Origin of the sequence: Bradyrhizobium sp. BR 10289, assembly GCF_019455385.1 — a bacterium.
Classification (GTDB): Bacteria; Pseudomonadota; Alphaproteobacteria; order Rhizobiales; family Xanthobacteraceae; genus Bradyrhizobium.
The window spans coordinates 1-24889 of record NZ_JACOFR010000001.1 but is presented as its reverse complement, the minus strand read 5'-3'; the positions used below and the strand labels follow the sequence as shown (position 1 = coordinate 24889).

At 64.0% G+C, this 24889-nt stretch carries 25 protein-coding genes; 14 read left to right on the top strand and 11 right to left on the bottom strand.

Annotated elements, in window-relative coordinates; all coding sequences use genetic code 11:
- The first annotated feature begins 52 nt into the window (after positions 1 to 52).
- Together HYH08_RS00125 and HYH08_RS00120 are read left to right on the top strand one after the other, a co-directional pair.
- Positions 53 to 238 carry a hypothetical protein gene (locus HYH08_RS00125; RefSeq protein ID WP_220007715.1) on the top strand — a complete coding sequence of 62 codons (186 nt, stop codon included), beginning with the start codon at positions 53 to 55 and terminating at the stop codon, positions 236 to 238.
- 291 nt (positions 239 to 529) lie between these two features.
- A complete protein-coding gene (locus HYH08_RS00120; RefSeq protein WP_220007714.1) occupies positions 530 to 1669 on the top strand; it encodes a glucuronate isomerase in 1140 nt (379 codons plus the stop codon).
- 69 nt (positions 1670 to 1738) lie between these two features.
- Here HYH08_RS00120 and gor read toward each other — a convergent pair whose 3' ends face one another.
- The 3 genes from gor to rpiA all read right to left on the bottom strand — a co-directional run bounded on the left by gor (position 1739) and on the right by rpiA (position 4469).
- Positions 1739 to 3127, bottom strand: coding sequence for a glutathione-disulfide reductase (gene gor, locus HYH08_RS00115; protein WP_220007713.1), 1389 nt, complete (start codon positions 3125 to 3127; stop codon positions 1739 to 1741).
- A gap of 74 nt (positions 3128 to 3201) precedes the next feature.
- On the bottom strand, positions 3202 to 3741 hold the full coding sequence (locus HYH08_RS00110) for a DUF2059 domain-containing protein (protein WP_220007712.1): 540 nt from the start codon (positions 3739 to 3741) through the stop codon (positions 3202 to 3204).
- Positions 3738 to 4469 carry a ribose-5-phosphate isomerase RpiA gene (rpiA, locus tag HYH08_RS00105; RefSeq protein WP_220007711.1) on the bottom strand — a complete coding sequence of 244 codons (732 nt, stop codon included), beginning with the start codon at positions 4467 to 4469 and terminating at the stop codon, positions 3738 to 3740. Before rpiA ends, HYH08_RS00110 begins: the two co-directional genes overlap by 4 nt.
- A gap of 165 nt (positions 4470 to 4634) precedes the next feature.
- Between rpiA and HYH08_RS00100 the strand changes: the two genes are divergently transcribed.
- The 3 genes from HYH08_RS00100 (at position 4635) to moaA (ending at position 7119) form a co-directional block, all read left to right on the top strand.
- Positions 4635 to 5327: an HAD-IA family hydrolase gene (locus tag HYH08_RS00100; protein ID WP_220007710.1), complete on the top strand. Its 693-nt coding sequence runs from the start codon at positions 4635 to 4637 to the stop codon at positions 5325 to 5327.
- Positions 5328 to 5463: 136 nt separating this feature from the next.
- Complete coding sequence (locus HYH08_RS00095; protein ID WP_220007709.1) at positions 5464 to 5952, top strand: hypothetical protein; 489 nt, start codon at positions 5464 to 5466, stop codon at positions 5950 to 5952.
- Positions 5953 to 6084: 132 nt separating this feature from the next.
- The gene (gene moaA, locus HYH08_RS00090; protein WP_220007708.1) at positions 6085 to 7119 is read left to right on the top strand and encodes a GTP 3',8-cyclase MoaA; all 1035 of its coding nucleotides are present in this window, start codon (positions 6085 to 6087) and stop codon (positions 7117 to 7119) included.
- Between the two features lie 39 nt (positions 7120 to 7158).
- On the opposite strand, the gene HYH08_RS00085 is transcribed toward moaA, so the two are convergent.
- From HYH08_RS00085 to HYH08_RS00075, 3 genes are all read right to left on the bottom strand, one after another.
- Positions 7159 to 8400, bottom strand: a complete 1242-nt coding sequence (locus HYH08_RS00085; RefSeq protein WP_220007707.1) for a cytochrome P450 — start codon at positions 8398 to 8400, stop codon at positions 7159 to 7161.
- Between the two features lie 207 nt (positions 8401 to 8607).
- Complete coding sequence (locus tag HYH08_RS00080; protein ID WP_220007706.1) at positions 8608 to 10137, bottom strand: aldehyde dehydrogenase family protein; 1530 nt, start codon at positions 10135 to 10137, stop codon at positions 8608 to 8610.
- 8 nt (positions 10138 to 10145) lie between these two features.
- The gene (locus tag HYH08_RS00075; protein ID WP_220007705.1) at positions 10146 to 11018 is read right to left on the bottom strand and encodes an NAD(P)-dependent oxidoreductase; all 873 of its coding nucleotides are present in this window, start codon (positions 11016 to 11018) and stop codon (positions 10146 to 10148) included.
- Positions 11019 to 11124: 106 nt separating this feature from the next.
- On the opposite strand from HYH08_RS00075, the gene HYH08_RS00070 reads away from it, so the two are divergent.
- From HYH08_RS00070 to HYH08_RS00050, 5 genes are all read left to right on the top strand, one after another.
- Entirely contained in the window at positions 11125 to 12048 is a 924-nt protein-coding gene (locus HYH08_RS00070) for a LysR family transcriptional regulator (RefSeq protein ID WP_220007704.1), read from the top strand.
- A gap of 159 nt (positions 12049 to 12207) precedes the next feature.
- Complete coding sequence (locus HYH08_RS00065; protein WP_220008321.1) at positions 12208 to 12789, top strand: TRAP transporter small permease subunit; 582 nt, start codon at positions 12208 to 12210, stop codon at positions 12787 to 12789.
- Positions 12790 to 12815: 26 nt separating this feature from the next.
- Entirely contained in the window at positions 12816 to 14471 is a 1656-nt protein-coding gene (locus tag HYH08_RS00060; RefSeq protein WP_220007703.1) for a TRAP transporter large permease, read from the top strand.
- Positions 14472 to 14651: 180 nt separating this feature from the next.
- On the top strand, positions 14652 to 15191 hold the full coding sequence (locus HYH08_RS00055) for a TRAP transporter small permease subunit (RefSeq protein ID WP_220007702.1): 540 nt from the start codon (positions 14652 to 14654) through the stop codon (positions 15189 to 15191).
- Entirely contained in the window at positions 15188 to 16789 is a 1602-nt protein-coding gene (locus tag HYH08_RS00050) for a TRAP transporter large permease (protein ID WP_220007701.1), read from the top strand. The genes HYH08_RS00055 and HYH08_RS00050 overlap by 4 nt, the downstream gene beginning before the upstream one ends.
- Positions 16790 to 17016: 227 nt before the next feature.
- Here the strand turns inward: HYH08_RS00050 and HYH08_RS00045 are convergent, their stop codons facing one another.
- The 4 genes from HYH08_RS00045 to HYH08_RS00030 all read right to left on the bottom strand — a co-directional run bounded on the left by HYH08_RS00045 (position 17017) and on the right by HYH08_RS00030 (position 20691).
- Positions 17017 to 18423 (bottom strand): sensor histidine kinase, encoded by a 1407-nt coding sequence (locus HYH08_RS00045; RefSeq protein ID WP_220007700.1) that lies wholly within the window; start codon positions 18421 to 18423, stop codon positions 17017 to 17019.
- A 1-nt stretch (position 18424) separates the two neighbouring features.
- Complete coding sequence (locus tag HYH08_RS00040) at positions 18425 to 19099, bottom strand: response regulator transcription factor (protein WP_220007699.1); 675 nt, start codon at positions 19097 to 19099, stop codon at positions 18425 to 18427.
- A gap of 133 nt (positions 19100 to 19232) precedes the next feature.
- Positions 19233 to 19991: a sulfite exporter TauE/SafE family protein gene (locus HYH08_RS00035; protein WP_220007698.1), complete on the bottom strand. Its 759-nt coding sequence runs from the start codon at positions 19989 to 19991 to the stop codon at positions 19233 to 19235.
- A gap of 376 nt (positions 19992 to 20367) precedes the next feature.
- The gene (locus tag HYH08_RS00030; RefSeq protein WP_220007697.1) at positions 20368 to 20691 is read right to left on the bottom strand and encodes a hypothetical protein; all 324 of its coding nucleotides are present in this window, start codon (positions 20689 to 20691) and stop codon (positions 20368 to 20370) included.
- A gap of 117 nt (positions 20692 to 20808) precedes the next feature.
- On the opposite strand from HYH08_RS00030, the gene plsY reads away from it, so the two are divergent.
- The 4 genes from plsY (at position 20809) to HYH08_RS00010 (ending at position 24167) form a co-directional block, all read left to right on the top strand.
- Entirely contained in the window at positions 20809 to 21510 is a 702-nt protein-coding gene (gene plsY, locus HYH08_RS00025; RefSeq protein WP_220007696.1) for a glycerol-3-phosphate 1-O-acyltransferase PlsY, read from the top strand.
- Between the two features lie 12 nt (positions 21511 to 21522).
- The gene (locus HYH08_RS00020; protein WP_220007695.1) at positions 21523 to 22173 is read left to right on the top strand and encodes a glutathione S-transferase family protein; all 651 of its coding nucleotides are present in this window, start codon (positions 21523 to 21525) and stop codon (positions 22171 to 22173) included.
- Between the two features lie 191 nt (positions 22174 to 22364).
- Complete coding sequence (locus HYH08_RS00015; RefSeq protein ID WP_220007694.1) at positions 22365 to 23525, top strand: acyl-CoA dehydrogenase family protein; 1161 nt, start codon at positions 22365 to 22367, stop codon at positions 23523 to 23525.
- Between the two features lie 192 nt (positions 23526 to 23717).
- Positions 23718 to 24167 carry a GNAT family N-acetyltransferase gene (locus tag HYH08_RS00010; protein ID WP_220007693.1) on the top strand — a complete coding sequence of 150 codons (450 nt, stop codon included), beginning with the start codon at positions 23718 to 23720 and terminating at the stop codon, positions 24165 to 24167.
- A gap of 148 nt (positions 24168 to 24315) precedes the next feature.
- On the opposite strand, the gene HYH08_RS00005 is transcribed toward HYH08_RS00010, so the two are convergent.
- Positions 24316 to 24627 (bottom strand): YunG family protein, encoded by a 312-nt coding sequence (locus HYH08_RS00005; RefSeq protein WP_228747447.1) that lies wholly within the window; start codon positions 24625 to 24627, stop codon positions 24316 to 24318.
- Positions 24628 to 24889 lie beyond the last annotated feature (262 nt).

Genomic DNA, 24889 nt, shown 5'->3' with positions numbered 1-24889 from the left:
AGCCTCAGTTGCCAAGGTGCCGCCGTCGCATTCGATCATCCTGGAGAACCGCATGAACCGCATTACTTCCTGCACCGGCTGCGGCCATGCGCTTGTCCCGATGCTGACGGCCAAGGGCGCCGCCGAGCTGAGCTGCTTCTGGTGCGAAGGTGTCGACGCCCGCGCGGTGGAGATGGCGAAGTGGGCCGACAGCCCGGCCGGCAAGCCAGAGCGGGCCGCCCGTCCATCGTTCGAGTGAGCGGCGTCGGACGCCCGGCCGCGGGCGTTCGATGATCTCCGCTGCCGTTGTGGTTGCATGCCTTTTGCAGGACCTGCCGACAAATTAGACAAGACCCGCCGCATGCCCCGACTTGCTGGCACCGCCAACGGAGCGGCGAGGTTCGCGCAGCGCGTCATCTAACCTCAAGCGCAACCTCGAATTTTTCTCGTCCCGGGCGGAGCCGGCACACGCGCGCGCTGCGCCGCACGCCAACTGGCCCGGAATTCGCAAGACTTCATCAAGAACTCGGAGAATGCATCGGAGAAGGCCATGAACGTGCATGCCGCGGGCGATCTCAAATTCACCGGCCTCACCCGCCCGGATGGTTCACCCCTTCGCCTCAATGATCAGGATTTCGTCGCGATCGACCGCGACAAGAACGCGAAATACGAGGCGACCTACCGGCCGCAGGCGCTCTACAACCGCGCCAACGAGGGCTTTCACGCGAACAACGAGACCTTCCTGCTGCACGAAGTCGCGACCAACCTGCCGATCTACCGCCCGGACACCGGCCCCACCGATTTCCATCTGCATCTGCCGCCGGGCGGCTTCCAGCTGGTGCTGGTCACCTCGGGCGCATTCACCTTCGACTATGATGGGCGCTGGTACAATGTCGGTCCCGGCGCGGTGATGCTGCAAAGCGCGATCGTGCATCGCCAGCTGTTCTACACATGGTCGGGCCTGTCGACCGAAGAGAATTTGAAGACGCCGCAGACGGTGGTGCCCGATCCGATCTCGATGGGCTATTCCGGCAAATTCCTCGAAGCCTTCATCACCGACCCCACCACCTTCCCGAACCCGACCATCGTCGGTCCGGATCAGATCAATGAAGATGAAACGCCGCGCGTGGCCTGGAGCCACCCGCTGCATGATCGTCCCGCGGATGCCGGCTTCTGGCTACAGGATCCCTTGGCGCTCGACGCGCTCTACAAGCCGCTCACCGACGGTTCGGTCAAATCGGCCCTTCAGGTTTACGTGCGCGATATCGGGATCGAAGTGCCGAGCGGGCATCTCGTCACCGGCCACATCATCGCGACCGACCCGCGTGGCCACGCGCTGTTGCCGAAGAGCACGTCGGCCGCGGCGGACGCGAGCTGTTTTGCCAAGGGCGAGGTCGTGATCTACCGCGTCATTCGCGGCACCGCCGAGTTCAAGAGGAAGGCCGGCGAGAGCTTCGAGCTCACCGCGGGCGATGTTGTGACGGCGGGCAAGGACTCGATCAGCCTCATTGGCGTCGGTGAAAACACCCAGGTCCTCCGCCTCGGCCTGCTCAAGGGCATGAACGAGCTGCGCAGCTGGACGCCGACCCAGCGCGACGAGATCGACGGCCTCGCCGGCCAGATCATCACCCACAAGGACGTGCGGCCGCTGCGCACGGAAGGCAAGCCGGTGGGGTATTTGTACGGCTAGGCGCATCCCCTATTGGGAGGTCGGCGGGCGATCGGGTTCTTCACCTCTCCCGTAGGGAGAGGTGCCTCCCTACTCCGCTGCCTGCCGCACGTGGCGCGCGGTCGGCGTGCGCATCGTCACCAGCTCTTCGGCCGCGGTCGGATGCAGCGCGATGGTGGCGTCGAAATCGGCCTTGGTCGCCTTCATCTTCACGGCAATCGCGACCACTTGCGTGATCTCGGCAGCACCGTCGCCGACGATGTGGCAGCCGAGCACGCGGTCGGTCGCACCGTCGACGACGAGCTTCATCAGCACGCGGGTATCGCGGCCCGACATCGTCGCCTTGATGGGACGGAAATTCGTCTTGTAGATGTCGACATGGCTGAACTGGGCGCGTGCTTCCGTCTCGGTGAGACCGACGGTGCCGACCTCCGGCTGCGAGAACACCGCGGTCGGAATGGTGGAATGATCGACCTGCACCGTCCGGCTGCCGAACACGGTGTCGGCAAAGGCGTGGCCTTCGCGGATCGCCACCGGCGTCAGGTTGAAGCGATGGGTGACGTCGCCGATCGCGTAGATGCTGTCGACCGAGCTCTTGGAGAAATGGTCGACCGCGATGCCGCCGTTGTTCGGATTGATGGCAACGCCGGCGTTCTCGAGGCCGAGATTGGCGACCGCCGGATGGCGACCGATCGCGAACATCACCTGGTCCGAGGCGATGCTCGATCCGTTCGACAGATGCGTGGTGAACTCTTCGCCGTGACGATCGACCTTCGTCACCGTGCACCCGGTGAGGATGGTGATGCCCTGCTTCTCCATTTCGCTGCGAACGTGGGCGCGGACATCCTCGTCAAAGCCGCGAAGAATGTTGTCGCCGCGATAGATCACGGTGACGTCCGAGCCGAAGCCGGCAAAGATGCCGGCGAATTCCAGTGCGATGTAGCCGCCGCCCTGGATCACGATCCGCTTCGGCAGCTTCTTCAGGTGAAACGCCTCGTTGGACGAGATCACGTGCTCGATGCCGGGGATTGCCGCGCCGTGGTTGGGCGCGCCGCCGGTGGCGATCAGGATGTATTTTGCGGTGATCTTCTTGTCGTCGGCGAGCAGGCGGACGGTGTGCTTGTCCTCGATCACCGCCCGGCTCTTGACGACCTGCGCGCCCGACTTCTCGACATTGGCCGTGTAGGCCGCCTCCAGCCGCGCGATCTCCTTGTCCTTGTTGGCGATCAGGGTCGGCCAGTCGAAGCTGGCGGGCGGAACGGTCCAGCCGAAGCCGGCGGCATCTTCCAGCTCCTGCCGGAAATGCGAGCCGATCACGAACAGCTTCTTCGGCACGCAGCCGCGGATCACGCAGGTGCCACCCATGCGGTACTCTTCCGCGATCATCACGCGGGCGCCATGGCCGGCGGCGATGCGGGCGGCACGCACACCACCCGAGCCGCCCCCGATGACGAAGAGGTCGACGTCGAATTCAGCCATTGTCCACTCCGACCTCTTTCAGCAGCCTGAAGCGCAGTGCCGCGCTTCAGGGGATTCTCATCAAATAGGTACGATCAGATTTCCTTGCCACGTTTGCGCATCTCGGCGCGGAAGGCTCCCATCACCGTCTCGGAGAAGTTCTGCGCCCAGGAGTTCATGAAGGCCATGGACAGACCGATGGCGCGCGGCTCGGCGTCGATCAGCTTCTTGCCGAGCGGCGACCTGTAGAAGGTGACGAGATCCTTCAGCTCCTGTTCGGTGAACTCGCTGGCATAGATCTGCGCCATGCCCTCGCCGATCTCGTTCTGGCGGCCCTGAAGCTGCTGGGCGATGATCGGCGCGACCTCGTTGAGGTCCTTCTGGTAGTTCAGATTCTGCTGGGTCAGCGCGATCTTGGTCTTCTCGACCAGGCCCGGCACCGCGCCCTGGTACATCGCAGTGGCGTTCTTGATCTGCAGAATCTCCTTGGCCGCCGCGATCGCCGCCGGCGATGACTTCGGCGGGGCCGCCGCGGGAGCCTTCGGCTGCGCCGGAGCCGGCTGCTGCGCCATGGCCGGAAGGGCCAATCCCACAGCGAGAGTCACGGCCGGCAGCAATTTCAAAACGCTCTTCATTCCTGGTCTCCTTTCGGCTTGCGCCGTTCAATCACGCGAATTCCCTCGCCGCCCGCCAGAACAGCCGAGCTGGCCAAGCCGATGAACAATCCATGCTCGACCACGCCCGGGATCGCGCTCAAAGCCTTGGCGAGGCTGGGCGGATCCTCGATACGTCCGAGCTGGGCATCGACGATCCAGTGGCCGCCATCGGTGACGAAAACGTGGCCATCCTTGTCCCCGCCTTTGGCCTTGCGGACCGCCATTTGCCCTGAAACGCCGCACGCGGCAAATGCCGCCTCGATCGCCCGGCGCGTCGCGCCGAGCCCGAACGGGATCACCTCGATCGGCAGCGGAAACTTGCCGAGCGTCGGCACCCATTTGGTCTCGTCGGCAATCACGATCATGCGATCCGAGGCTGCCGCCACGATCTTCTCGCGCAGCAGCGCACCGCCGCCGCCCTTGATCAGATTGAGTGCCGGATCGATCTCGTCCGCACCGTCGACGGTGATGTCGAGGTGGTCGATCTCGTCCAGCGTGGTCAGCGGCACGCCGCAACGTTCCGCATCGGCGCGGGTGGCCTCGGAGGTCGGCACCCCGATCACCTTGAGCCCGGCAGCGACGCGCTCGCCGAGCAGCTCGACGAAATGTTTTGCGGTCGAGCCGGTGCCAAGCCCGAGCTGCATGCCGTCGCGCACCTCCTCGAGGGCGCGCGCCGCAGCCTGCCGCTTCAACTGGTCCATGTTCACGTCTGCGCCCGCCTCTGGCTTTGAGAGTGCTGCCCGATAGTCCCGCCTGCGGCGGCCTATGTAGCCTCGTTTTCCTCGCCGGAACAGGCCTCTGGGCCGATCTTATAAGGTGAACTTATGGCCGCGGCTCTTGCGCCGATCCGGCCGGCCCGATAGCGCTGGGATATGAGCTCCCCCTACACCCTCGTCTTCGATCTCGACGGCACGCTTGTGGATACGGCGCCCGACCTGATCACCGCGCTGAATCACGTCCTCGACCGCGAAGGGCTGCCGCCCGTGCCGATGGCCTCGGCCCGCAACATGATCGGCGCCGGCGCCCGCAAGCTGATCGAGCGGGGTCTGGAGGCCGAGGGCCGCACGGTCAGCGTGGCCGACATGGACCGGATGACGGCGGATTTCATCGCCTATTACGCCGACCATATCGCGGTCGAATCGCGCCCCTTCGAGGGGCTTCTGGACGCGCTCGACCTGTTTGCGGCGCAGGGCCATCGCCTCGCGGTCTGCACGAACAAGCTGGAATGGCTGTCCAGGCGGCTGCTGGACCAGCTGGACCTGTCCCGCCGGTTCGCGGCGATCTGCGGCGCCGACACGTTTGGCGTCCAGAAGCCCGATCCGACCATTTTCCGCGAGACCGTGGCGCGGGCCGGCGGCGAGGTGAGGGCCAGCATCATGGTCGGCGACGCCGGAACCGACGTCGGGGTGGCCCGCCGCGCCGGGGTCCCCGTGATCGGGGTCAGCTTCGGCTACACCGACGTGCCGATCGCCGACCTCAAGCCGGACCGGTTGATCCATCACATGCGCGACCTGCCGGCCGCCGCGCACAGCCTGATGAAAACCGAGCCGGCAACAAGCCACTGATTTAGCTACACTATTCCGCGGAACCCTGCGTTAACTATCTATTATCTATGCGCGTCGCGCCGGTTGCTTGCTCCAAGCGACACCCCTATGGTCCGGCCGGGGATGTGGCGGTTCGCCGCAGTAGAAGTGGATGGTCATGCGTCGTCTCATCGCGATTGCGTTCGCGGGGGCAAGCCTTGGTGGCTGCTCCTCAATGCCTTCAATGTCCTGGGACATGTTCAAATCGGCGCCGCCGACCGTTCAGGTCCGGCTCGAATCCAATCCCCCCGGTGCTGACGCCACGACCTCGCTCGGCCAGGGCTGCAAAACCCCTTGCTCCGTCTCGGTTCCCGCCCCCGACGCGCCGTTCACGGTTGCCTTCGCGCTGCCAAAATACCAGCCGGCCAGCGTGCCGGTGAACGTGATCAAGACTCCCGGCGATCTCACCACATCTGCCACCGTGACCACCGATCCGAACCCGGTGTTCGCCGAGCTCCAGCCGGCGGTGCCAGTCAAGCCGATGAAGAAGCCGCATCGGCCGAAGAAGCCCAAACCGGCCACAGCCGCGCCTGCCGCGGCACCTGCCGATGCTGCACCTGCTGCGGCCGCCTCGCCGTTCCCGGATCCGGGCGCGGCCAAGCGCTGATCTCGGCGCTGACTTACATATACCGTCCGATTGTCCTAGCCGTGTCCGATGCTTAGATTGCATCCAGCGCACCACTGAAGCAAAGGTGCGCCCGTCGCCCTAAGGGACATGGCATTTGGCAAGGCAATTGGTATGAACGGACTTTCCGCGAGCCCCCGCGCTGCGCTGTCGAGCGCGATGACCGATCCGTTCGGGCGCACGATCTCCTATTTGCGCGTCTCCGTCACCGACCGCTGCGATCTGCGCTGCTTCTACTGCATGTCGGAAGACATGACGTTCCTGCCCAAGGCGGACCTGCTGACGCTGGAGGAACTCGACCGGCTCTGCTCCGCCTTCATCGCCAAGGGCGTGAAGAAGCTGCGCCTCACCGGCGGCGAACCGCTGGTCCGCCGCAACGTTATGTCGCTGGTGCGCTCGCTGTCGCGGCATCTGACGAGCGGTGCGCTTGGCGAGCTGACGCTGACCACCAACGGCACCCAGCTGGCAAAGCACGCGCAGGAGCTCGCCGATTGCGGCGTCCGCCGCATCAACGTCTCGCTCGACACGCTCGATCCCGAAAAATTTCGCGAGATCACCCGCTGGGGTGAAATCGACAAGGTGCTGGAAGGCATCGAGGCCGCCCGCGCCGCAGGGCTCTACGTGAAGATCAACGCGGTCGCGCTGAAGAACCTCAACGAGGACGAGCTGCCATCGCTGATGCGCTGGGCGCACGGCAAGGGCATGGGCCTGACGCTGATCGAGGTCATGCCGATGGGCGAGATCGGCTCGGGCCGCATCGACCAATATCTGCCGCTGTCACTGGTGCGCGCGCGGCTCGCGCAACAATTCACCATGACGGATCTCGCCGAATCCACCGGCGGGCCGGCGCGCTATGTCAGCGTCGCCGAGACCGGCGGCAAGCTCGGCTTCATCACGCCGATGACCCATAATTTCTGCGAATCCTGCAACCGCGTGCGCATCACCTGCACCGGCACGCTGCACACCTGCCTCGGCCACGAGGACGCCTCCGACCTGCGCAAGCCGCTGCGTGCTTCCGACGACGACATGCTGCTTGCCGATGCGATCGACCGCGCCATCGGGCTAAAGCCCAAGGGCCACGATTTCATCATCGACCGTCGCCACAACCGGCCGAGCGTGTCGCGGCATATGAGCGTTACCGGCGGCTGAGTATCATCTGATCCGGAAGACGGGGCGCCGACCGGCGCCTCATGCATTGATCCGGACTGGCAGCTCCCGGATGCCGCGGATGAAGTTGGAATACAGCCGTCGCGGCGGTCCCACCACCTCGATGTCGAGGTTGCGGGCCAGGATTTCCTCCCAGAGTATCCGCAGTTGCAGATCCGCCAGTCGGTCACCGACACAGCGATGAATACCCGCGCCGTAGGAGAGGTGCTGGCGCGGCTTGGCCCGATCGATGATGAAATGGTCCGGGCGGTCGATCACGAGCTCGTCACGATTGCCGGAAACGTACCACAGGATGACCTTGTCGCCGCGGCGGATGTGCTGGCCGGCAAGCTCGCAATCGCACGACGCTGTCCGTCGCATGTGTATGACGGGCGTTTGATAGCGGATCGTCTCGGCGACCAGACTCGGCACGAGTCTGGGATCGGCCTTCAGCTTTGCAAGCTGATCGGGGTTTTCCGACAGAGCCAGCAAGCCGCCCGACATGGAGTTGCGCGTTGTGTCGTTACCACCGACGATGAGCAAGGTCAGGTTGCCGATAAATTCCGTCGCGGGCAGGTCGCGCGTGTCCGCGTTGTGCGCCATCATCGAGATCAGGTCGAGCCGCGGCGGCGCCTTCGCCCGCTCTTGCCACAGGCCCTTGAAGGTGTCGGCCATCTGCATGAGTTCCGCAAAGCGTGCCTCCTCGGAGCGCACGACTGCATCGGGCGCGTCGATGTCGCAGACGGCGACATCCGACCAATAGGTCAGCTTGCGCCGCTCTTGCCAGGGAAAATCGAACAGGGTTGCCAGCATCATGGTGGTCAGTTCGATTGAGACCTTGTCCACCCAGTCGAAGGTTTCGTTGCGAGGCAACGCGTCGAGCACGGCGCGGGTGCGCTCTCTGATTGAAATCTCGTAGCTTGCCAGATTCCGGGGGGTCGCCACCGGAGCGACCGCCTTGCGTTGCGCCGTATGCCGCGGCGGGTCCATGCGGATAAAAGAGCGGCGGTTCATATCGGCCGGTATGTCCGCAATCTGCAATCCGTTTCCGAGTTGCGAGGAATAGGTCGCATGGTCGAGCTCGACGGCCATGATGTCGTTGTAGCGCGATACCGACCAGTACGGCCCATAGCGGCTTTCGGCGCAGTAGTGCACGGGCGCTTCGTGGCGCAGACGGGCGAATAACGGCTGCCAGATGTCCTTTTGGTAGATGGCGGGATCGCTCACGTCGATAGCGCCAAGCGGCGTATCGAACTCGTCATCGAGGCGCTCTGTCATGTTCATCGGTCTGTTCCGCGTGCTCACTCTCTCGATTACGCAGAGCCGCCCTCACCGATGGCGGCCAATGCGATCAGATGCGAGTTTTTGCGTACGGCGGCTACGGAACGGTTTCTGGACCCCAAAACTTGATTACGCCTGTAACCGGCCGGGCAGGCAGCGGCCCGGATCCAGCGGCGTCTCTGGAACGATCGTGTCAAACACGAAAAGACATCACTCCCGAATCCCCGGCGCATAGCCAAATCCCACCGCCGGCTCGGCCGCGGTCTCGACCCAGACGCTCTTGACCTGGGTGTACTCGAACAGCGTTTCGTAACCGCTCGAACGGCCGTAACCACTCATGCCGAAGCCGCCGAAGGGCGAAGCCACGCTGATGGTCTTGTAGGAGTTGATCCAGAACGTCCCGGCCCTCACCTGCGCGGCAACGCGATGCGCGCGCGCGACGTCGCCGGTCCAGACTGCGCCGGCCAGGCCAAAATCGCTGTCATTGGCAAGCGCGATCGCCTCCTCCTCGGAATCGAACGGGATCGCGGCGACGACGGGCCCAAAAATCTCCTCGCGCGCCACCGCCATGCTGTTGCTGACGTCGCGCAGCACGGTCGGCGCGACGAAGAAGCCGCCCTTCCCCACGCTGCCGTCACTGCCGGCCGCAAGCGTCGCGCCCTCGGCAAGGCCCTGCTTCACCATCGCAAGCACGCGATTGTACTGCCTGGCATTGTTGATCGGCCCGACCTCGGTCTCCGCCGAACCGGGCGCACCGAGCTTCAGCTTCGCGGCACCATCGGCGACCATCTTGACGAAACGGTCATAGACCGAGCGTTCGACCAGAAGCCTGGAGCCAGCGACGCAGCTCTGGCCGGCACCGCCGAAGATGGCCGACTGCGCACCGATCGCGGCACGTGCGAGATTGGCATCGGCGAACACGATGTTGGCGGACTTGCCGCCGAGCTCGAGCACGCAGGGCAAGAGCCGCTTGGCGGCGGCTTCCGCGATCAGCCGGCCCGTCGGCACCGAGCCGACGAACACAACTTTCTTGACCGCCGGCTGGCCGAGCGCAGCCTGCCCGGTGGTGTGGCCGTAGCCCGCGAGCACGTTGACGAGCCCGACCGGCAAGCCGGCCTGCTCTGCAAGAAGCGCCACCGCCATCGAGGTCAGCGGCGTCAGCTCCGATGGTTTGAGCAGCACGCCATTGCCCATGGCGATGGCGGGCGCGACCTGCCAGCCGCAGGTGAAGATCGGCGCATTCCAGGGCGTGATCTGCAGCGCGACGCCGACCGCCTCGCGCCGCGTGTAGTTGAGATGGCTCGACGGCACCGGAATGACGTCGCCATGAAACTTGTCGGCCCAGCCGGCATAATACTCGAACATCTCGGCGACCTTGGCGACTTCGACCCGGGTGTCGCGGATCGGCTTGCCGGCCGAGAGCGATTCCAGACGGGCCAGCTCTTCCGCCTTGCCCTGAATGGCGCGCGCAATTGCCTGCATGATGCGGCCGCGCGCGGCACCGGTGAGCCGTGCCCAGCCGGCCTGCGCCGTGACAGAAGCGCGAGCGGCCTCGGCAACCACCGCCTCGCCGGCATCGTGATAGGCGTAAAGCGGCGCGCCGGTTGCGGGATCGTCGATGGTGACGAGCTCGCCGCTACCAAGCACCATGCGTCCGGCCACGTGAGAGCCGATAGCGGTGCTATCAGGCCAGAACGGCGTGAGCGCATCGCGCAGCCGCGTGTCGATAAAGGGGGTCATGGTGTCGCTCACATCCTGCCGAGCTGAGTCTCGACGATCCTGTTGAAATCTTCGCCGTCGCCGATCGAGGCGGCGCTGTCCGACCAGATCCGCGCGGCTTCCGCGGCGATCGGCAGATCGAGCCCCAGCCCGGCGATGAGCTGCGTGGCAAGGCGGACATCCTTGCGCATCAGGGCCATCGTGAAGCCGGAATCGAACGCGCCGTTCAGCACCCAATTCGGCAGATTGACCTGCGTGACGCCGGAGCGGCCGGAGCCGGCATTGAGGCCTTCGAGCAGCCGGGCCGGATCGACCTCGGCCGCCCGCGCAATGCGCATCGCTTCGGCGGCGGTGAGCAGGTGCGCCGCGCAGAGCAGGTTGTTGATGAGCTTGCAGACGTGTCCGGCGCCGACCGCGCCGACATGGACGCGCTTCGCGCTCATGTCGGCGAGAACCGGCTCGACCGCAGCGACGTCGGCATCCGCGCCGCCGATCACCATAGTCATGGTCGCCGTGATGGCGCCCTTCGGGCCGCCGCTGACCGGCGCATCGATCATCGCCATGCCGTGCGCGGCGAGCGCGGCGGCGAGGCGCCGGGTCGTATCAGGATTGGAGGTCGAGGTGTCGACGATGCGCAAGCCGCGCCTCGCATGGCCGATGATGCCGCCCTCGCCGGCGACCACGGCATCGACGATCTCGGCATTCGGCAGCGACAGGACCAGCAGATCGGCGCGCTCGCAGAGCGGTCCGACGCTGTCGAACATCGCGGCGCCCTCCGCTGCGAGCGCGCTGCGCGTCTTGTCCGACGCATCGGTTCCGAGCACCTCGTGCCCGGCCCGCATCAGCGAGAGCGCCATGCCGCGCCCCATATTCCCGAGCCCAACGACGCCGACGACCGCCATATTCCGTCCCCCGTCCTGATATCGCCGGGAAACCATATGGCGCCGCGGCCGGCCCGGGCATCAGCAGCACGGTTGCCTAATGTTGCTCCGTGGGCAACACTTGGGGATGATCAATGCACTCGACGAAAACCGGCTCCGCTATCTGTTCGAGGCCGCCCACTACGGCGCCGTGCGCGCCGCAGCCGATGCGCTCGGCGTCAACCCGTCGGTGGTCAGCCGGCAGATCGCCCTTCTGGAACGCGAGCTCGATGCCGCCCTGCTCGACCGCCACAGCCGCGGCGTGCGGCCGACCGAGGCGGGTGCGCTCCTGATCGAGCATTATCGGCGGCACACGGTCGACCGGGATGACACGCTGGCCCGCTTACGGGAGCTGCAGGGGCTGCATCGCGGCCACATCGACCTCGTTCTGGGCGAAGGCTTCGTCGCCGATCTCATGGGCGGCGCGCTCGACGAGTTCTGGCGCAAGCATCCGCGACTGACCATCTCGCTGGAACTTGCGGGCACCAGCGATGTCATCCGCGCCATTGCCGACGATCGCTGCCACATCGGGCTCGTCTATCATCCGCCGCAGGATCCGCGAATCCGCTCCTGCGCCGCCATCCGGCAGCCGATCTGCCTGATCGCGCGCCCCCACCATCCGCTCGCAAAACTCCGCCGCCCGGTCAGGCTTCGCGAAATTGCCAGTCACGAGCTCGGGCTCATGCATGCGGGCTACGGCACGCGCCAGTTGCTGACGATGGCCGAGACATCCGAGAAGATCGGCCTGTCGCCGAAGCTGACCACGACCTCGATCAGCATCCTCCGGCATTTCGTCCGCGCCGGCCTCGGCGTGACCCTGCTGCCGGCCTTCTCGGTGGCGGCGGACCTCGAGGACGGATCGCTGGTCGCCATTCCCGTCGACAATGTGCTGCTTTCCGCGGCAGAGGCGCACATCATCACCCGGCTGGGCCGTGAATTGCCGAATGCGGCCAGCCAGCTGCTGAGGTTCTTGATCGGCCGGATGAAGGCCTTCCAGACCGGCCGCCGCTAACCTAAGCTTTTGACGGGGCGTCAATTTGTCCATTTTCCGATTGACGGAAGGAGAACCCGCTGGTTTGGTGCGACCGCTTCGTGCCTGCGCGGCGAGACAAGCCACACGCCCGCTCGGCGTAGTCAAGACGGCCGGGGCACCATCGGGGAGGACCTATCTTTGCAAGCGCTCCTTAAGCTGAGCCGCGGAATTGACGCGTTCACGCGCTGGACCGGTAAACGTCTCGCCTGGATGATTGTCGTTGCCGTCGTCATCTCGGCGGTCAATGCGATCGTCCGGAAGATCTTCGACACGTCCTCCAATTCGTGGCTCGAGCTGCAATGGGTGCTTTTCAGCGTCGTCTTTCTGCTCTGCTCACCCTGGACGCTGCTCGACAACGAGCACATCCGCATCGACATCGTAAACAACACGCTGCCGAAAACGGCGCGGAACGTGATCGACATCATCGGCCATGTGTTCTTCCTCATTCCGCTGTGCATCGTGATGATCATCACCGGCATCCCTTTCTTCCAGCGGTCCTTCCACATAAACGAGCAATCGGGTAACGCCGGCGGCCTGCCGCAATGGCCCGCCAAGTCCCTGATCATGATCGGTTTTGCGTTCCTGCTCGTTCAGGCCATCTCTGAACTGATCAAACGAATCGCGATCATGCGTGGGCTGATGCCGGATCCCCACGAGTCCCAGGTGTCGACGCTGGAGGCGGAAGTCGAACACCTGGTCGAAGCGATCGAGAAGAAGTAGCCGCGGGCGACGGCTCAGGGGGAAGCATGACAGCCTTTATCATCGCCAATCTGGCACCGATCATGTTCGCGACGCTCGTGGTCGCGCTGCTACTCGGTTATCCAGCCGCATTCTCGCTCGGCGCGGTCGGCCTGTTCTTTGCGGTGATTGGCATCGAGCTCGGCGAATTTCGCCCCGACTTCCTCAACGCGCTTCCCGAGCGCGTCTATGGCGTGATGAACAATGACACGCTGCTCGCCATTCCCTTCTTCACCTTCATGGGTCTGGTGCTGGAGCGATCGGGAATGGCCGAGGACTTGCTCGACACCATCGGACAGCTGTTCGGGACCATCCGCGGAGGGCTTGCCTACGCAGTCGTATTCGTCGGCGCCCTGCTCGCTGCGACGACCGGCGTGGTCGCCGCCTCCGTGATCTCGATGGGGCTGATCTCGCTACCCATCATGCTGCGCTACGGATATGATCGACGCATGGCGACCGGCATCATCGCCGCGTCCGGCACGCTCGCGCAGATCATTCCGCCCTCGCTCGTCCTGATCGTGATGGCCGACCAGCTCGGCAAGTCCGTCGGCGACATGTACGAGGGCGCCTTCATTCCCGGGCTGGTGCTCGCAGGCCTCTACGCCTCCTATGCCTTCCTCGTCAGCTTGATCTTCCCGAAAGCCGCGCCGGGCCTGCCGAAGGAGGCCATAGGCTTCCGTGAGGAGAATGGCAGCCGTGGCCTTGTGTCCCTCGGAGCGCTCTTCGTCGCGAGCTGCGTGTTCGGATGGTTCATGATGCGCCATTCGGACACGCACGGCGCCGATTTCGTCGTGCTGAGCATGTTCAACGGCATCATCTTTGCGTTCGCCGTCGCTGTGCTGAACTGGGTCGTCGACAAGCTCACAGGCTTCCGTTTCCTCTCGAAGATGGCCCAGCAGACGACCTTCGTCATGGTCCCGCCGCTGTTTCTGATCTTCCTGGTGCTGGGCACCATTTTCATTGGTCTTGCGACGCCGACGGAAGGCGGGGCGATGGGCGCGGCCGGTGCGCTGATCCTGGGCGCAGCCAAGCGGCGGCTGAGCTGGGATCTGATCCGGCAGGCGACGGAATCCACCGCCAAGCTGTCGGCTTTCGTCGTGTTCATCCTGGTCGGCGCGCGCGTGTTCTCGCTCACGTTCTATGGCGTCAACGGCCACGTCTGGGTCGAGCACCTGCTCACGTCTCTGCCCGGCGGCCAGATCGGCTTCCTGATTTTCGTCAATGCGTTCGTTTTCGTGCTGGCCTTCTTCCTCGACTTTTTTGAGCTGGCCTTCATTGTGATCCCCCTGCTCGGACCCGCGGCCGAGCACCTCGGCATCGACCTGATCTGGTTCGGCGTCATTCTCGGGGTCAACATGCAGACCTCGTTCATGCATCCACCATTCGGTTTCGCATTGTTCTATCTCCGGTCGGTCGCACCCAAGGAGCGATATACCGATCGCGTGACCGGCAAGCGGATGGATCCGGTCACCACGGGCCAGATCTATTGGGGTGCCGTGCCCTTCGTCGTCATCCAGATCATCATGGTCGCCCTCGTGATCGCGTTCCCGTCGATGGTCATGCACTACAAGGGCACCCAGCCGAACATCGACCCAAGTACCATCAATATCGAGGTACCCCCGGTCGAGATGCCGCCACTCGATTTTGGTCAACCGAAGCAATAAAGGCTGCATTCAAACCCTCACCGGATCGGCCGCTGTCGCGGCGGCTTGCCGCGAGGAAGGACTGACGCCGCAAGGTTTCTGGCCAAGAGGCCATGCGGCCCCGTGTTTGTTGCACCCGGGTCGAGCGATGCGTATTGATGCGGCTTCCGTGAAATCGGGCCGCGACGGAGAAAAAGTAAGATGCGTCCATTGCTGGCGGTGAGCAACGCCATCGATCTCCTCAACGAGAAGATCGGCTACGCCTGTAATCTCCTGGTGCTCCTCGCGTGCCTGGTCAGCGCAGCCAACGCCATGATCCGTTACGCCTTCAGCTACTCGTCGAACGGGTGGCTGGAGCTGCAATGGTACATGTTCGCGATCCTGGTGATGTTCGGCGCGTCCTACACCTTCAAGCGCAACGAGCACGTCCGGGTCGAGATCCTCTATCTGACGCTCTCCGAACGTGGCCAGCTCTGGCTCGACATGATCGGCACGCTGTTCTTCCTGATCCCCTCCTGTCTTCTGCTCGCCTATCTGTCCTGGCCGTTCTTCATGCAGGCCTATAATGTCGGCGAGATGTCCGGTAACGCCGGCGGCCTGATCCGCTGGCCCATCAAGTTCGTGATTCCCGCCGGCTTCGTCCTGCTGGCGCTCCAGGGTGTTTCCGAAGTCATCAAGCGTATCGCGGCTCTCCAGGGCTATGTGACGATCGACGCCAAGTACGAGAGGCCGACCCAATGATTACGCTGGAAATGATGCCGCCGTTGATGTTCGGCGGCCTGGTTCTGGCGATGCTGATCGGCTTCCCGGTGGCGTTCACGCTTGCCGCGGTCGGTCTCTCCTTCGGCTTCCTCGCCATCCATCTCGGGTTCTTCGACCTCAACTTCCTGCAGGCGATCCCGGGCCGCGTGTTCGGCAGCGTGCTCTCCAACGAGCTGCTGCTCGCGATCCCGTTCTTCACCTTCATGGGCGCGATATTGGAAAGATGCGGGCTCGCCGAGGACATGCTGGATTCGATGGGCCAGCTGTTCGGCCCTATCAGAGGCGGCCTCGGCTATTCCGTCATCATCGTCGGCTTCATTCTCGGCGCCATCACCGGAACGGTGGCGGCGCAGGTCATCGCCATGGCGCTGATCTCGATGCCGGTGATGATCCGCTACGGTTACAACATGCGCTACATCACGGGCGTGCTGGCTGCCTCCGGGACGATCACGCAGCTGGTGCCGCCCTCGCTGGTGCTGATCGTGCTCGCCGACCAGCTCGGCAAGTCGGTCGGCGACATGTATCTCGGCGCTTGGGGCCCCTCGGTGTTCCAGATCCTGCTGTTCGCCGGCTACACCTTCATCCTCGGCCTGATCAAGCCGGGCCATGTGCCGCCGGTGCCGCTGGAGGCGCGCACGCTGACCGGCTGGGCACTGTGGAAGAAGTGCCTGATGGGCATCATCCCCTCGGCCGTGCTGATCTTCGTCGTGCTCGGCACAATGATGATGGGCCTTGCGACGCCGACGGAAGCCGGCGCCATGGGCGCGGTCGGCGCCATCGTGCTCGCCGCGATCCACCACAAGGAGTTCTCCTCCACCGACCGCAAGGTGCTGGTCGTCGGCATCATCGCCGCCGGCATCGGCACCATCGTCGCGATGCTGTTCACCGAGAACCTGGTCTTCAAGATCGCGTTCGCCGTGACCTATCTGGCGGTCGCCTGGATCTGCATCTCGGCCGCCCGCATGCCGGACCTGCGTGACCTGATCAAGCAGGGCTACGAGTCCACCATGCGCCTCACCTGCATGGTCACCTTCATCCTGATCGGGTCGACCTGCTTCTCTGTGGTGTTCCTCGGCGTCTCCGGCGGCGTCTGGCTCGAGCACCTCCTGACCTCGCTGCCCGGCGGCGTCTGGGGCTTCCTGATCTTCATCAACCTGTTCATCTTCTTCCTGGCCTTCTTCCTCGACTTCTTCGAGATCGCCTTCATCATCCTGCCGATGATCGCCCCGATCGCGCAGAAGATCCTCGGCCCCGTCGTCGGCGACGGCCCGGCGCTGATCTGGTTCGGCGTGATGCTGTGCGTGAACATGCAGACCTCGTTCCTGCATCCGCCGTTCGGCTTCGCCCTGTTCTACCTCCGCGGCGTCGCGCCGAAGGAAGTGAAGAGCTCGGACATCTACTGGGGCGCCATGCCCTGGATCGGCCTGCAGATGATCATGGTGCTGATTGTGATCGCGTTCCCGATCACGGTGACGGCCCTGCTCGACAAGCCGGCCAAGGTCGACCTCGACAAGGTCAAGATCGAGGTCCCGCAGATCGACCTGCCGCCGCTGGATCTGGGTCTGCCACAGAAATAGCTGAGCCGCTGTAGCAGCAAACGCTGACGCCTCTTCCCTTCTCCCCTCATGTCCGCCGAAGCCTTGGCGAAGGAGGATGTGGGAGAAGGTGGCATAGGCGGCCTACGGCCGCCGTTCTTAAGAACGCCGAAGCGAAGCTTCGGCTATGGCGCCGGATGAGGGGTTGCCTCTGTAAGCTCGAGTGAGAGCGGGACTCGCGGAGACAGACCCCGCACCCCGTCTCGCCGCTATCGCAGCGAGCCACCCTCTCCCACAAGGGGAGAGGGAAAAGCAGCAGATCCCTCCGCCAGCCGAAACCGCAGCGTGAATTCCGCGCCGCCGCCCTTGAGGTTCTCCACCGCGACCGTCGCGGCGTGATCGTCGGCGACGCCGCGCACGATCGAAAGACCCAGGCCCGCGCCGTCGCTGCGCTGGCGGTCGCGGCGCCAGAAGCGCTGGAAGATCAATTCGCGCTCGGCCTCCGCGATGCCCGGGCCGCAATCGCGCACGCGCACGGAGCCGTCCTCGCCGACCTCGACGTCGACGGAGGTGTCCTGCGCCGTGAACTTGATGGCGTTTTCGGCGAGGTTGAAGATGGCGCGCTGGAGCATCTCGGAATTGCCGTGGATCAGCACCGGCGCATCGGTGCCCTTCAGCGCGATGTCCTTGTGTTGGGCCAGCGCGAACGGCGCGATCGCGCCGACCACTTCGGTGCAGACGGCGCGTAAGTCAGCAGTCTCGCCGGGATCGAGCACCAGCGTGTCGAGCTCGGCGATCTCCAGCAGCTGGGCGACGATGCGGCTCATGCCCTCGATGTCGGCATGCAGCACCTGCCGGGCCTCGCGGTCGGGAAGCGTCTCGATCCGCGTGCGCAGGATCGCCAGCGGCGTGCGCAATTGATGCGCGGCATCCGCCGTGAACTGCCGCTGCACCCGAAAGCCGTCCTCGAGGCGGTCGAGCGCCTGGTTCACGGCGGTGACGAGCGGCATGATCTCGCGCGGGATCTGCTCGGTCGGCAGGCGGATGTCGGTGCGCGCCGGGCCGATATTGCTGGCCTCCTCTGAGGCCTTCCACAGCGGCGCGATGGCGCGGCGGAAGATGATGATGTCGATGCCGAGCAGGACCAGCAGGATCGGGATGGTGATCCATGCGACCCGCCGGAAGAAGTTCGAGACGATGTCGTCGATGATGACGTCGCGGTGCGAAAGGTCCTCGGCGACGCGGATGCGCACCGTCTTGCCCTCGATCACGCGGCTGACGCCGGCGCCGGAAATCGTCTCCGACAGCCGCGGCGGCGTGGCATCGCCGGTCTTGCGCCGCGAGGAGAACAGCACGCGTCCGTCGGCATCGCGGATGTCGTAGAGATAGCGGCCATAGGCTTCCGAATAGAGGCCTCGCAGGCTGTCCGGCAGGTTGAACGTCAGGCTGCCGTCCGCTTGCGGCACGATGCGCTCGGCCAGCACCTCGGCCTGGGCGCGCATGGCGTCGCGATGCAGTTGGTCGATCTCGGAGTTGAGCAGCCAGAACAGCACCAGCGGCAGGAAGATCGCGACCACCGCGACCGCCACGATGTGCAGGAACACGATGCGCCAGATCAGCGATTTGAACGTGGGCGATCTCGCGAATATCCCGGCCCAAGATCTGGCCTCGGCCACGCTACTTCTCCTCGGCCATGAGATAGCCGACGCCGCGGATGGTATGGATCACGACCCTGGCCCCGTGCTCGGTGAGCTGCTTGCGCAGCCGCGAGACGTAGACCTCGACGGCGTTGGAGGCGACCTCGCCTTCGAGGCCGAAGATGTGGTCCTCGACATTCTTCTTCGGCACCACCCGCCCCTGCCGGCGCAGCAGGATCTCCAGCACCGAGGTCTCGCGCGCGGAAATGATCCGCGGCAGGTCGTCGACGAAGATCTGCCGGCTCTCGGTGTCGTAGACGAGGTTGGCGAGGCGCAGCGAGCGGCCGAGCAGTTGCCCCGGCCGGCGCAAGATCGCCTCCAGCCGCGCCACCAGTTCCTCCATCGCGAACGGCTTTGCGAGATAATCGTCGGCGCCGCTGCGCAGGCCGCTGACGCGGTCCTGCAGGCCGCCGCGCGCGGTCAGCACCAGCACCGGCAGCGGCTCCATCTGCCGCCGCAGCTCGCGCAGCACCGACAGGCCGTCGCCGTCGGGCAGGCCGAGGTCGAGTATCATCGCGGCATAGCTGACGCTGCTGACCGCCTCGCGCGCCTCGGCCGCGCTGCCCACGATGTCGCTCTCATAGCCGGCCGCCGACAGGCCGCTCGCAACCAGCCGCGACAGCTCGGCATTGTCCTCGACGATCAGAAGGCGCATCGCATATCCGGTATCACCACGCGGCGCGCGCCGCCGCTTCGATCTCTTCCACCATCCATCCCGTTTCAGCCAGTAAAAAGGCGAGCCGCGCCCGCCTTTTTACCTGCCGTCAGTTTCATGTAAGCTTGGCGCCTCAGGCGAGATATCCGGACACGCCGTCCCACAGCAGCTTGAGCGCCGTGACGACCAGCAATCCGTAACAAGCCCGGAAAATCTGCTGCTGGTCGAGCCGCCCGTGCAGGCGCCAGCCGAGCCAGACGCCGGCGGGAATGGCGAGCAGGCAAATCGCCATTAGGGTCCACTCGTTGCTGCTCGGCCGCGTCAGCAACAGCCACGGCACCGCCTTGGTTGCGTTGCCGACGGTGAAGAACAGGCTCGTCGTTCCCGCGTAGACTTCCTTACTGAGGCCGAGCGGCAGCAGATACATCGCAAGCGGCGGTCCGCCGGAATGCGCGACCATGGTCGTGACACCAGAGGCGAGACCGGCAGCCACGGCCTTCGGCGTCGAACGCGGAGCGATGACCACCTTGGGATCGCTGAAGAACCACAGGCCGACGAAGATCAAGGTCACGACCGCCATCACGATCGCGACGGCGCGGTGATCCAGCACGCGAAACATCAGGTAACCGAGACCGATGCCAATCACGAGCCCGGGCAGCAGCAAGACGAGGTCCGGCTTCGACCAGGTCGACGGCTTCCAGTAGCGTAGCGCGAACAGGTCCATCGCGATGAACAGCGGCGCAAGCAGACCTCCGGCCGTCACCGGATCCATCACGAAGGACAGCAGCGGAATGCCGATGATGGAGAAGCCACCGCCGAACGCGCCCTTCATGAAGCAGATCAGGAACACGCCGGCGAAGGCGATGATAATGGTGGTGACCGTCAGATCCATATCGGCATCTCCGGCCCCCTGCTTTCTCTACGACGCCCGCCGGCGCGATGTGTCCTCGACCCGGAAAAACAGGCGGGGCAGCGCTGAGGGCACGCCGAACACCAATCCGATGAAGGCGAGAGACAGGTCGAGATAGCTGACGGTCATTGTCGTGGCTCCATAGCTCGGAACGAGCCCGGTGCAATGCTCTGATTGATCCGAATATGATCCCGATCCATATCTCGGTACAATAACAACATTGATCTCGGTGCAATTTATAGGGGAGCGGCGTCGGGCGGAACGCCTGCCGGAGGCAGCTCGGCAGAAGCTGGCCAAATTCGCGCCGACGGAAAACGAAATGGACCGTCGAGCGGGCTGAATGATCGTCCAGCCGAGCCTAGGGCTGTTCGTCCGGACACCACCGCTCGATCAGGAACGAGCTGCCGGCGGTAACGGTAAACAACAGCGCCACAGCGAGGTTACTGATGGGCAGAGAGATCAGACCGTGTTCAAAGGCTTTGATCGCAACCGTGCCAAATGTGAGCCAGCACCCTGTTCCCAAGACTTTCGTCAAGGTCTGCACGACCGCGCACCGCGTCACCGGCTTGTAATTCAGGAACCTCAAAAGCAGCGGCCCGCCCACGACAAAGGGCGTCAAAGTCCATATGGCGATCACGAAGGGCGCATCGAAAAGGCTGGTCAAACTGGAGGACAAGGTCATCAGCCTGAAGCTGCCGGTTTTTGACGTCCCAGCCCGGGATCAGGTTCACGAGCCAGCCCATAGCCGCCCGGCAAGGCCGGCGCTAAAACGCCGATCATCGAAACGGGATAGGGACCCATGGCATTCTGGACGGCGAGCGCGTTTGGTCTGGTGATCTCTTATCTCCTGGGCTCCACACCCACGGGATATCTGGCGGGAAAGCTACTTCGGGGTATCGATATTCGAGAGCACGGCTCCCGATCCACCGGCGCCACGAATGTGCTGCGGACGCTTGGCAAATGGCCGGCATTGGCGGTGCTCGTCATCGACGTGCTGAAAGGTGTCGCGGCCATCCTGGTCGCCCGCTGGTTCTGCCCCTGGCTCGCGACGCAGTTGTCCTCCGCGCCGCCGACAGCGCCCGATCCGCAAGGCTGGCTGGCGTGGACAGTTTGCCTCGCTGGCATCGCCGCACTGCTCGGCCATGGCCGTTCGATCTGGTTGAATTTTACGGGCGGAAAATCCGCCGCGACCGGGCTCGGCGTGCTCTTGGCGATGTCGTGGCCGGTCGGATTGGGCGCAGCGGCGACCTTCGGCATCGTGCTGGCGAGCACCCGCATCGTCTCCCTCAGCTCGATCCTCGCAGCGCTGACCGCGATCGTTCTCGTCTGCGCATTCGAGCAACCGTTGCCTTATCGGCTATTGGTGATCGCGGGCGGCCTCTACGTCATCGTGCGCCATCGGGCCAACATCGAGCGGCTATTGGCAGGAACAGAGCCGCGCGTGGGCCAGAGCAGCCCGGATGCAAAGGCAGACGCGCAAATCCAGGACGCGAATTCATGAGGTCTACGCCAAATGCTCACCATTTACGGTCGAAAATCGTCATTCAACTTGCAGAAAGTCATGTGGCTGGTCGGCGAGCTCGGCATTGCGCACAAGCACATTGAACTGGGAGGCTCGTTCGGGGGCCTCGACACGCCTGAATTCCTGGCCATGAACCCGCATGGCCGCGTTCCAGTGATCGATGACTCCGGCATCATCGTGTGGGAGTCGCACGCCATCTTAAGGTATCTTGCAGCCAAATACGGTTCCGAAACGCCGTTCTGGCCGACGAATCCAGCTGAGCGCGCGAAGGCGGATCAATGGATGGACTGGTCGCAAACCAGTTTGCAACCGGCATTCCTGGTTGGCGTATTCTGGGGCTGGTATCGGACGCCCGAAGCGCAGCGCAATCTGGCTGCGGTCGACAAGGCTCTGGAACAAACCGGCCGTTGCCTGAAGCACATCGACCGTCAGTTGAACGGCAAGTCCTTCATGCTGGGAGAGCATTTGTCACTCGCCGATATTCCGATCGGAACCCATCTCTATCGCTACCTCAATCTCGACCTTCCACGGCCGAACCTGCCGAATGTCGAGCGCTGGTATGAGCGGCTGCAATCGAGCCCCGCCTATCGCGAGCATGTGTGCAGACCATTCGACGAACTCTACGGCCGGCTTGATTTTTGATGCCCGCGTCACGGCGTGTGATCAAGGAAGAGATACCAACGACAATCTTCGCGCAACCCGAACAAGATTGGACAATTCGGTCACTCCGATCCGGTGATGCGCCGGCGCGGGTGTTGCTCATCTCCGGCCCGCCCGTCTATAGGTGATCGAAAGCCAGCGTTGCACCGAGGCGGAGGACGACCGGAGTGATCATGTCCCATCAAGACGACAGCCTTGCCGCGAAGATCGAGGCGTTCATCCGCACCGAGGTCGTTCCTTACGAGAAGGATCCGCGGACGGGTCCACACGGCCCGAGCGACGAACTCGTCCAGGAGCTGCGCGCCAAGGCGCGCAAGGCCGGCGTGCTGACGCCGCATATTCTTGCCGATGGATCTCACCTCACTCAGCGCGAGACCGCAAAGGCTCTGATCAAGACCGGCCTCTCACCGCTCGGGCCGCTGGCGTGCAACACCATGGCGCCGGATGAAGGCAACATGTATCTGCTCGGCAAGGTCGGAAGCCGCGAACAGAAAGCGCGCTTCCTCGAGCCGCTCGTCTCCGGCAGAGCGCGCTCGGCGTTCTTCATGACCGAACCTGCGGATGCGGGCGGCGCCGGATCCGATCCGTCAATGATGCAGACAACGTGCCGTCTCGACGGCAATCACTGGGTCATCAACGGGTGCAAGAAATTCATCACCGGGGCCGAGGGCGCGAAAGTCGGCATCGTCATGGCGAAGTCGGACGACGGCGCCTGCATGTTCCTGGTCGACCTGCCCAATCCCGCGATCCGCACCCTGCGGGTGCTCGACACGATCGACAGCTCGATGCCGGGCGGACATGCCGAGATCGACATCGAGAATCTGCGCGTGCCGGCAGACCAGATGCTCGGCGCCTCCGGCGAGGGCTTCAAATATGCCCAGATCCGCCTGAGCCCGGCGCGGCTGTCACACTGCATGCGCTGGCTCGGCCTTGCGATCCGCGCCAACGAGATCGCCACCGATTATGCCTGCCGCCGCCAGGCGTTCGGCAAGCCGCTGGTCGATCACGAAGGCGTCGGCTTCATGCTGGCAGAGAACCTGATCGATCTTCAGCAATCGGAACTGATGATCGACTGGTGCGCAGGCGTGCTCGACACCGGCTCGCTCGGCACCACCGAGAGCTCCATGGCGAAGGTCGCCGTGTCGGAAGCCCTGATGCGCGTCGCCGATCGCTGCGTCCAGGTGATGGGCGGCACCGGAGTTTCGACCGAAACCATCGTGGAGCAGGCTTTTCGCGAGATCCGCGCCTTCCGGATCTACGACGGCCCGACCGAAGTCCACAAATGGTCGCTGGCCAAGAAGATCAAGCGCGACTGGAAGGCTGGGCAGCATTGATCCGGCGCGGCACGTAGAATGGGTGGAGCGCAGCGAAGCCCATAACCGTTTGCCCAATCCTGATTGCGCGCCTGACGATCCCGCGATGAGATGATGGGTTTCACTGCGCTCTGCCCCCATCTTACGGTGTACTGACAGGTCGATCAAAGCCTCTCCGATAGCTTCATCCGCCGGCAATCATTGGGTCATTGAATGAACGAGGCCATTGTCCGTTCTGCCACGCAGGACGATCTGCGCGAAGTGTTGAAACTCTACCGACATCTTCATCCAGATGAGCCTGAACTGGAGCGCGCCACAGCCCAGCGCGTTTGGATGACGCTGCTGACATCCAACGTCACGACCGTCATTGTTGCGCAGGCGGCAGAGCTGCTCGTATCTTCATGCACTCTCGCGATCGTCCCCAACCTGTCTCGCGGCGGACGATCGTATGGAGTGATCGAAAATGTGGTCACCCATGCCGCGTACCGTAAGCTGGGACTTGGCCGACGGGTTCTTGCTCACGCTATCGATATCGCAGCGCAGGCTGACTGCTACAAAGTCCATTTGGCGACAGGTTCAAAGCGGGAGACGACGCTGCGCTTCTACGAGGGCGCGGGTTTTCAGCGGGACGCGAAGACCTACTTCGAAGTGCGCCGCCCCTGACGTGCGATGTCGTCGACGTCGTGCACTCTGCTTCCTCTTGCATCGGGTGAGATGATGGGTTTCGCTGCGCTCAACCCATCCTACGGTGTACTCGAGCCGCGCTGCCCATCCTACGATGTACTCGAGCTGCGCCTCACAAACGCATCTTTCAGAGCGGCCAGTTGCTGGCTCGTAGCCCCTGCTCCGCATCGGCGCGATCCGTCAGCACGTCGGTGTAAGCGATCGGCTGGTCGAACTGGCTCGCCGTGAAGTCGTGGCGTCGGCCTTCGATCCGGTTGTAAAAATGATCGCCGGCCGGCAGTGGCGTCTTCAGCAAGTCGCCGCCGAAGAGTTCGTGGATCAGCAGCGCGGTGACGTTGCATTGCCCCGCGGCCGGATTGCTCGCGGTCCATTTGCTCGACGTGGACAGCGACCATGCCTTGCGCAGCGCGCCTTGAACCTCATCTGGATCGAAGCTCATCGTCATTTCCAAATGATCAGCGCCGCGGGCAAATTTCGGATTTTTCGATTATCACTTTATGCCACTGTTTTGCCCGACGTGTCAACCGGGCTGCTTGCCCGGCTGAGGCTCAACTCTATCCGCCCGTCATGCGAGCACGGCGGCACGGCGAAGCAATCCAGAGTCCCTCCGCGGAACGATTCTGGATTGCTTCGCGGCGCTCGCAATTGTGCATGTTCACTAATTCGCTGATCGAGAAGTTTCGGCTTTGGCGGCTGCAAAA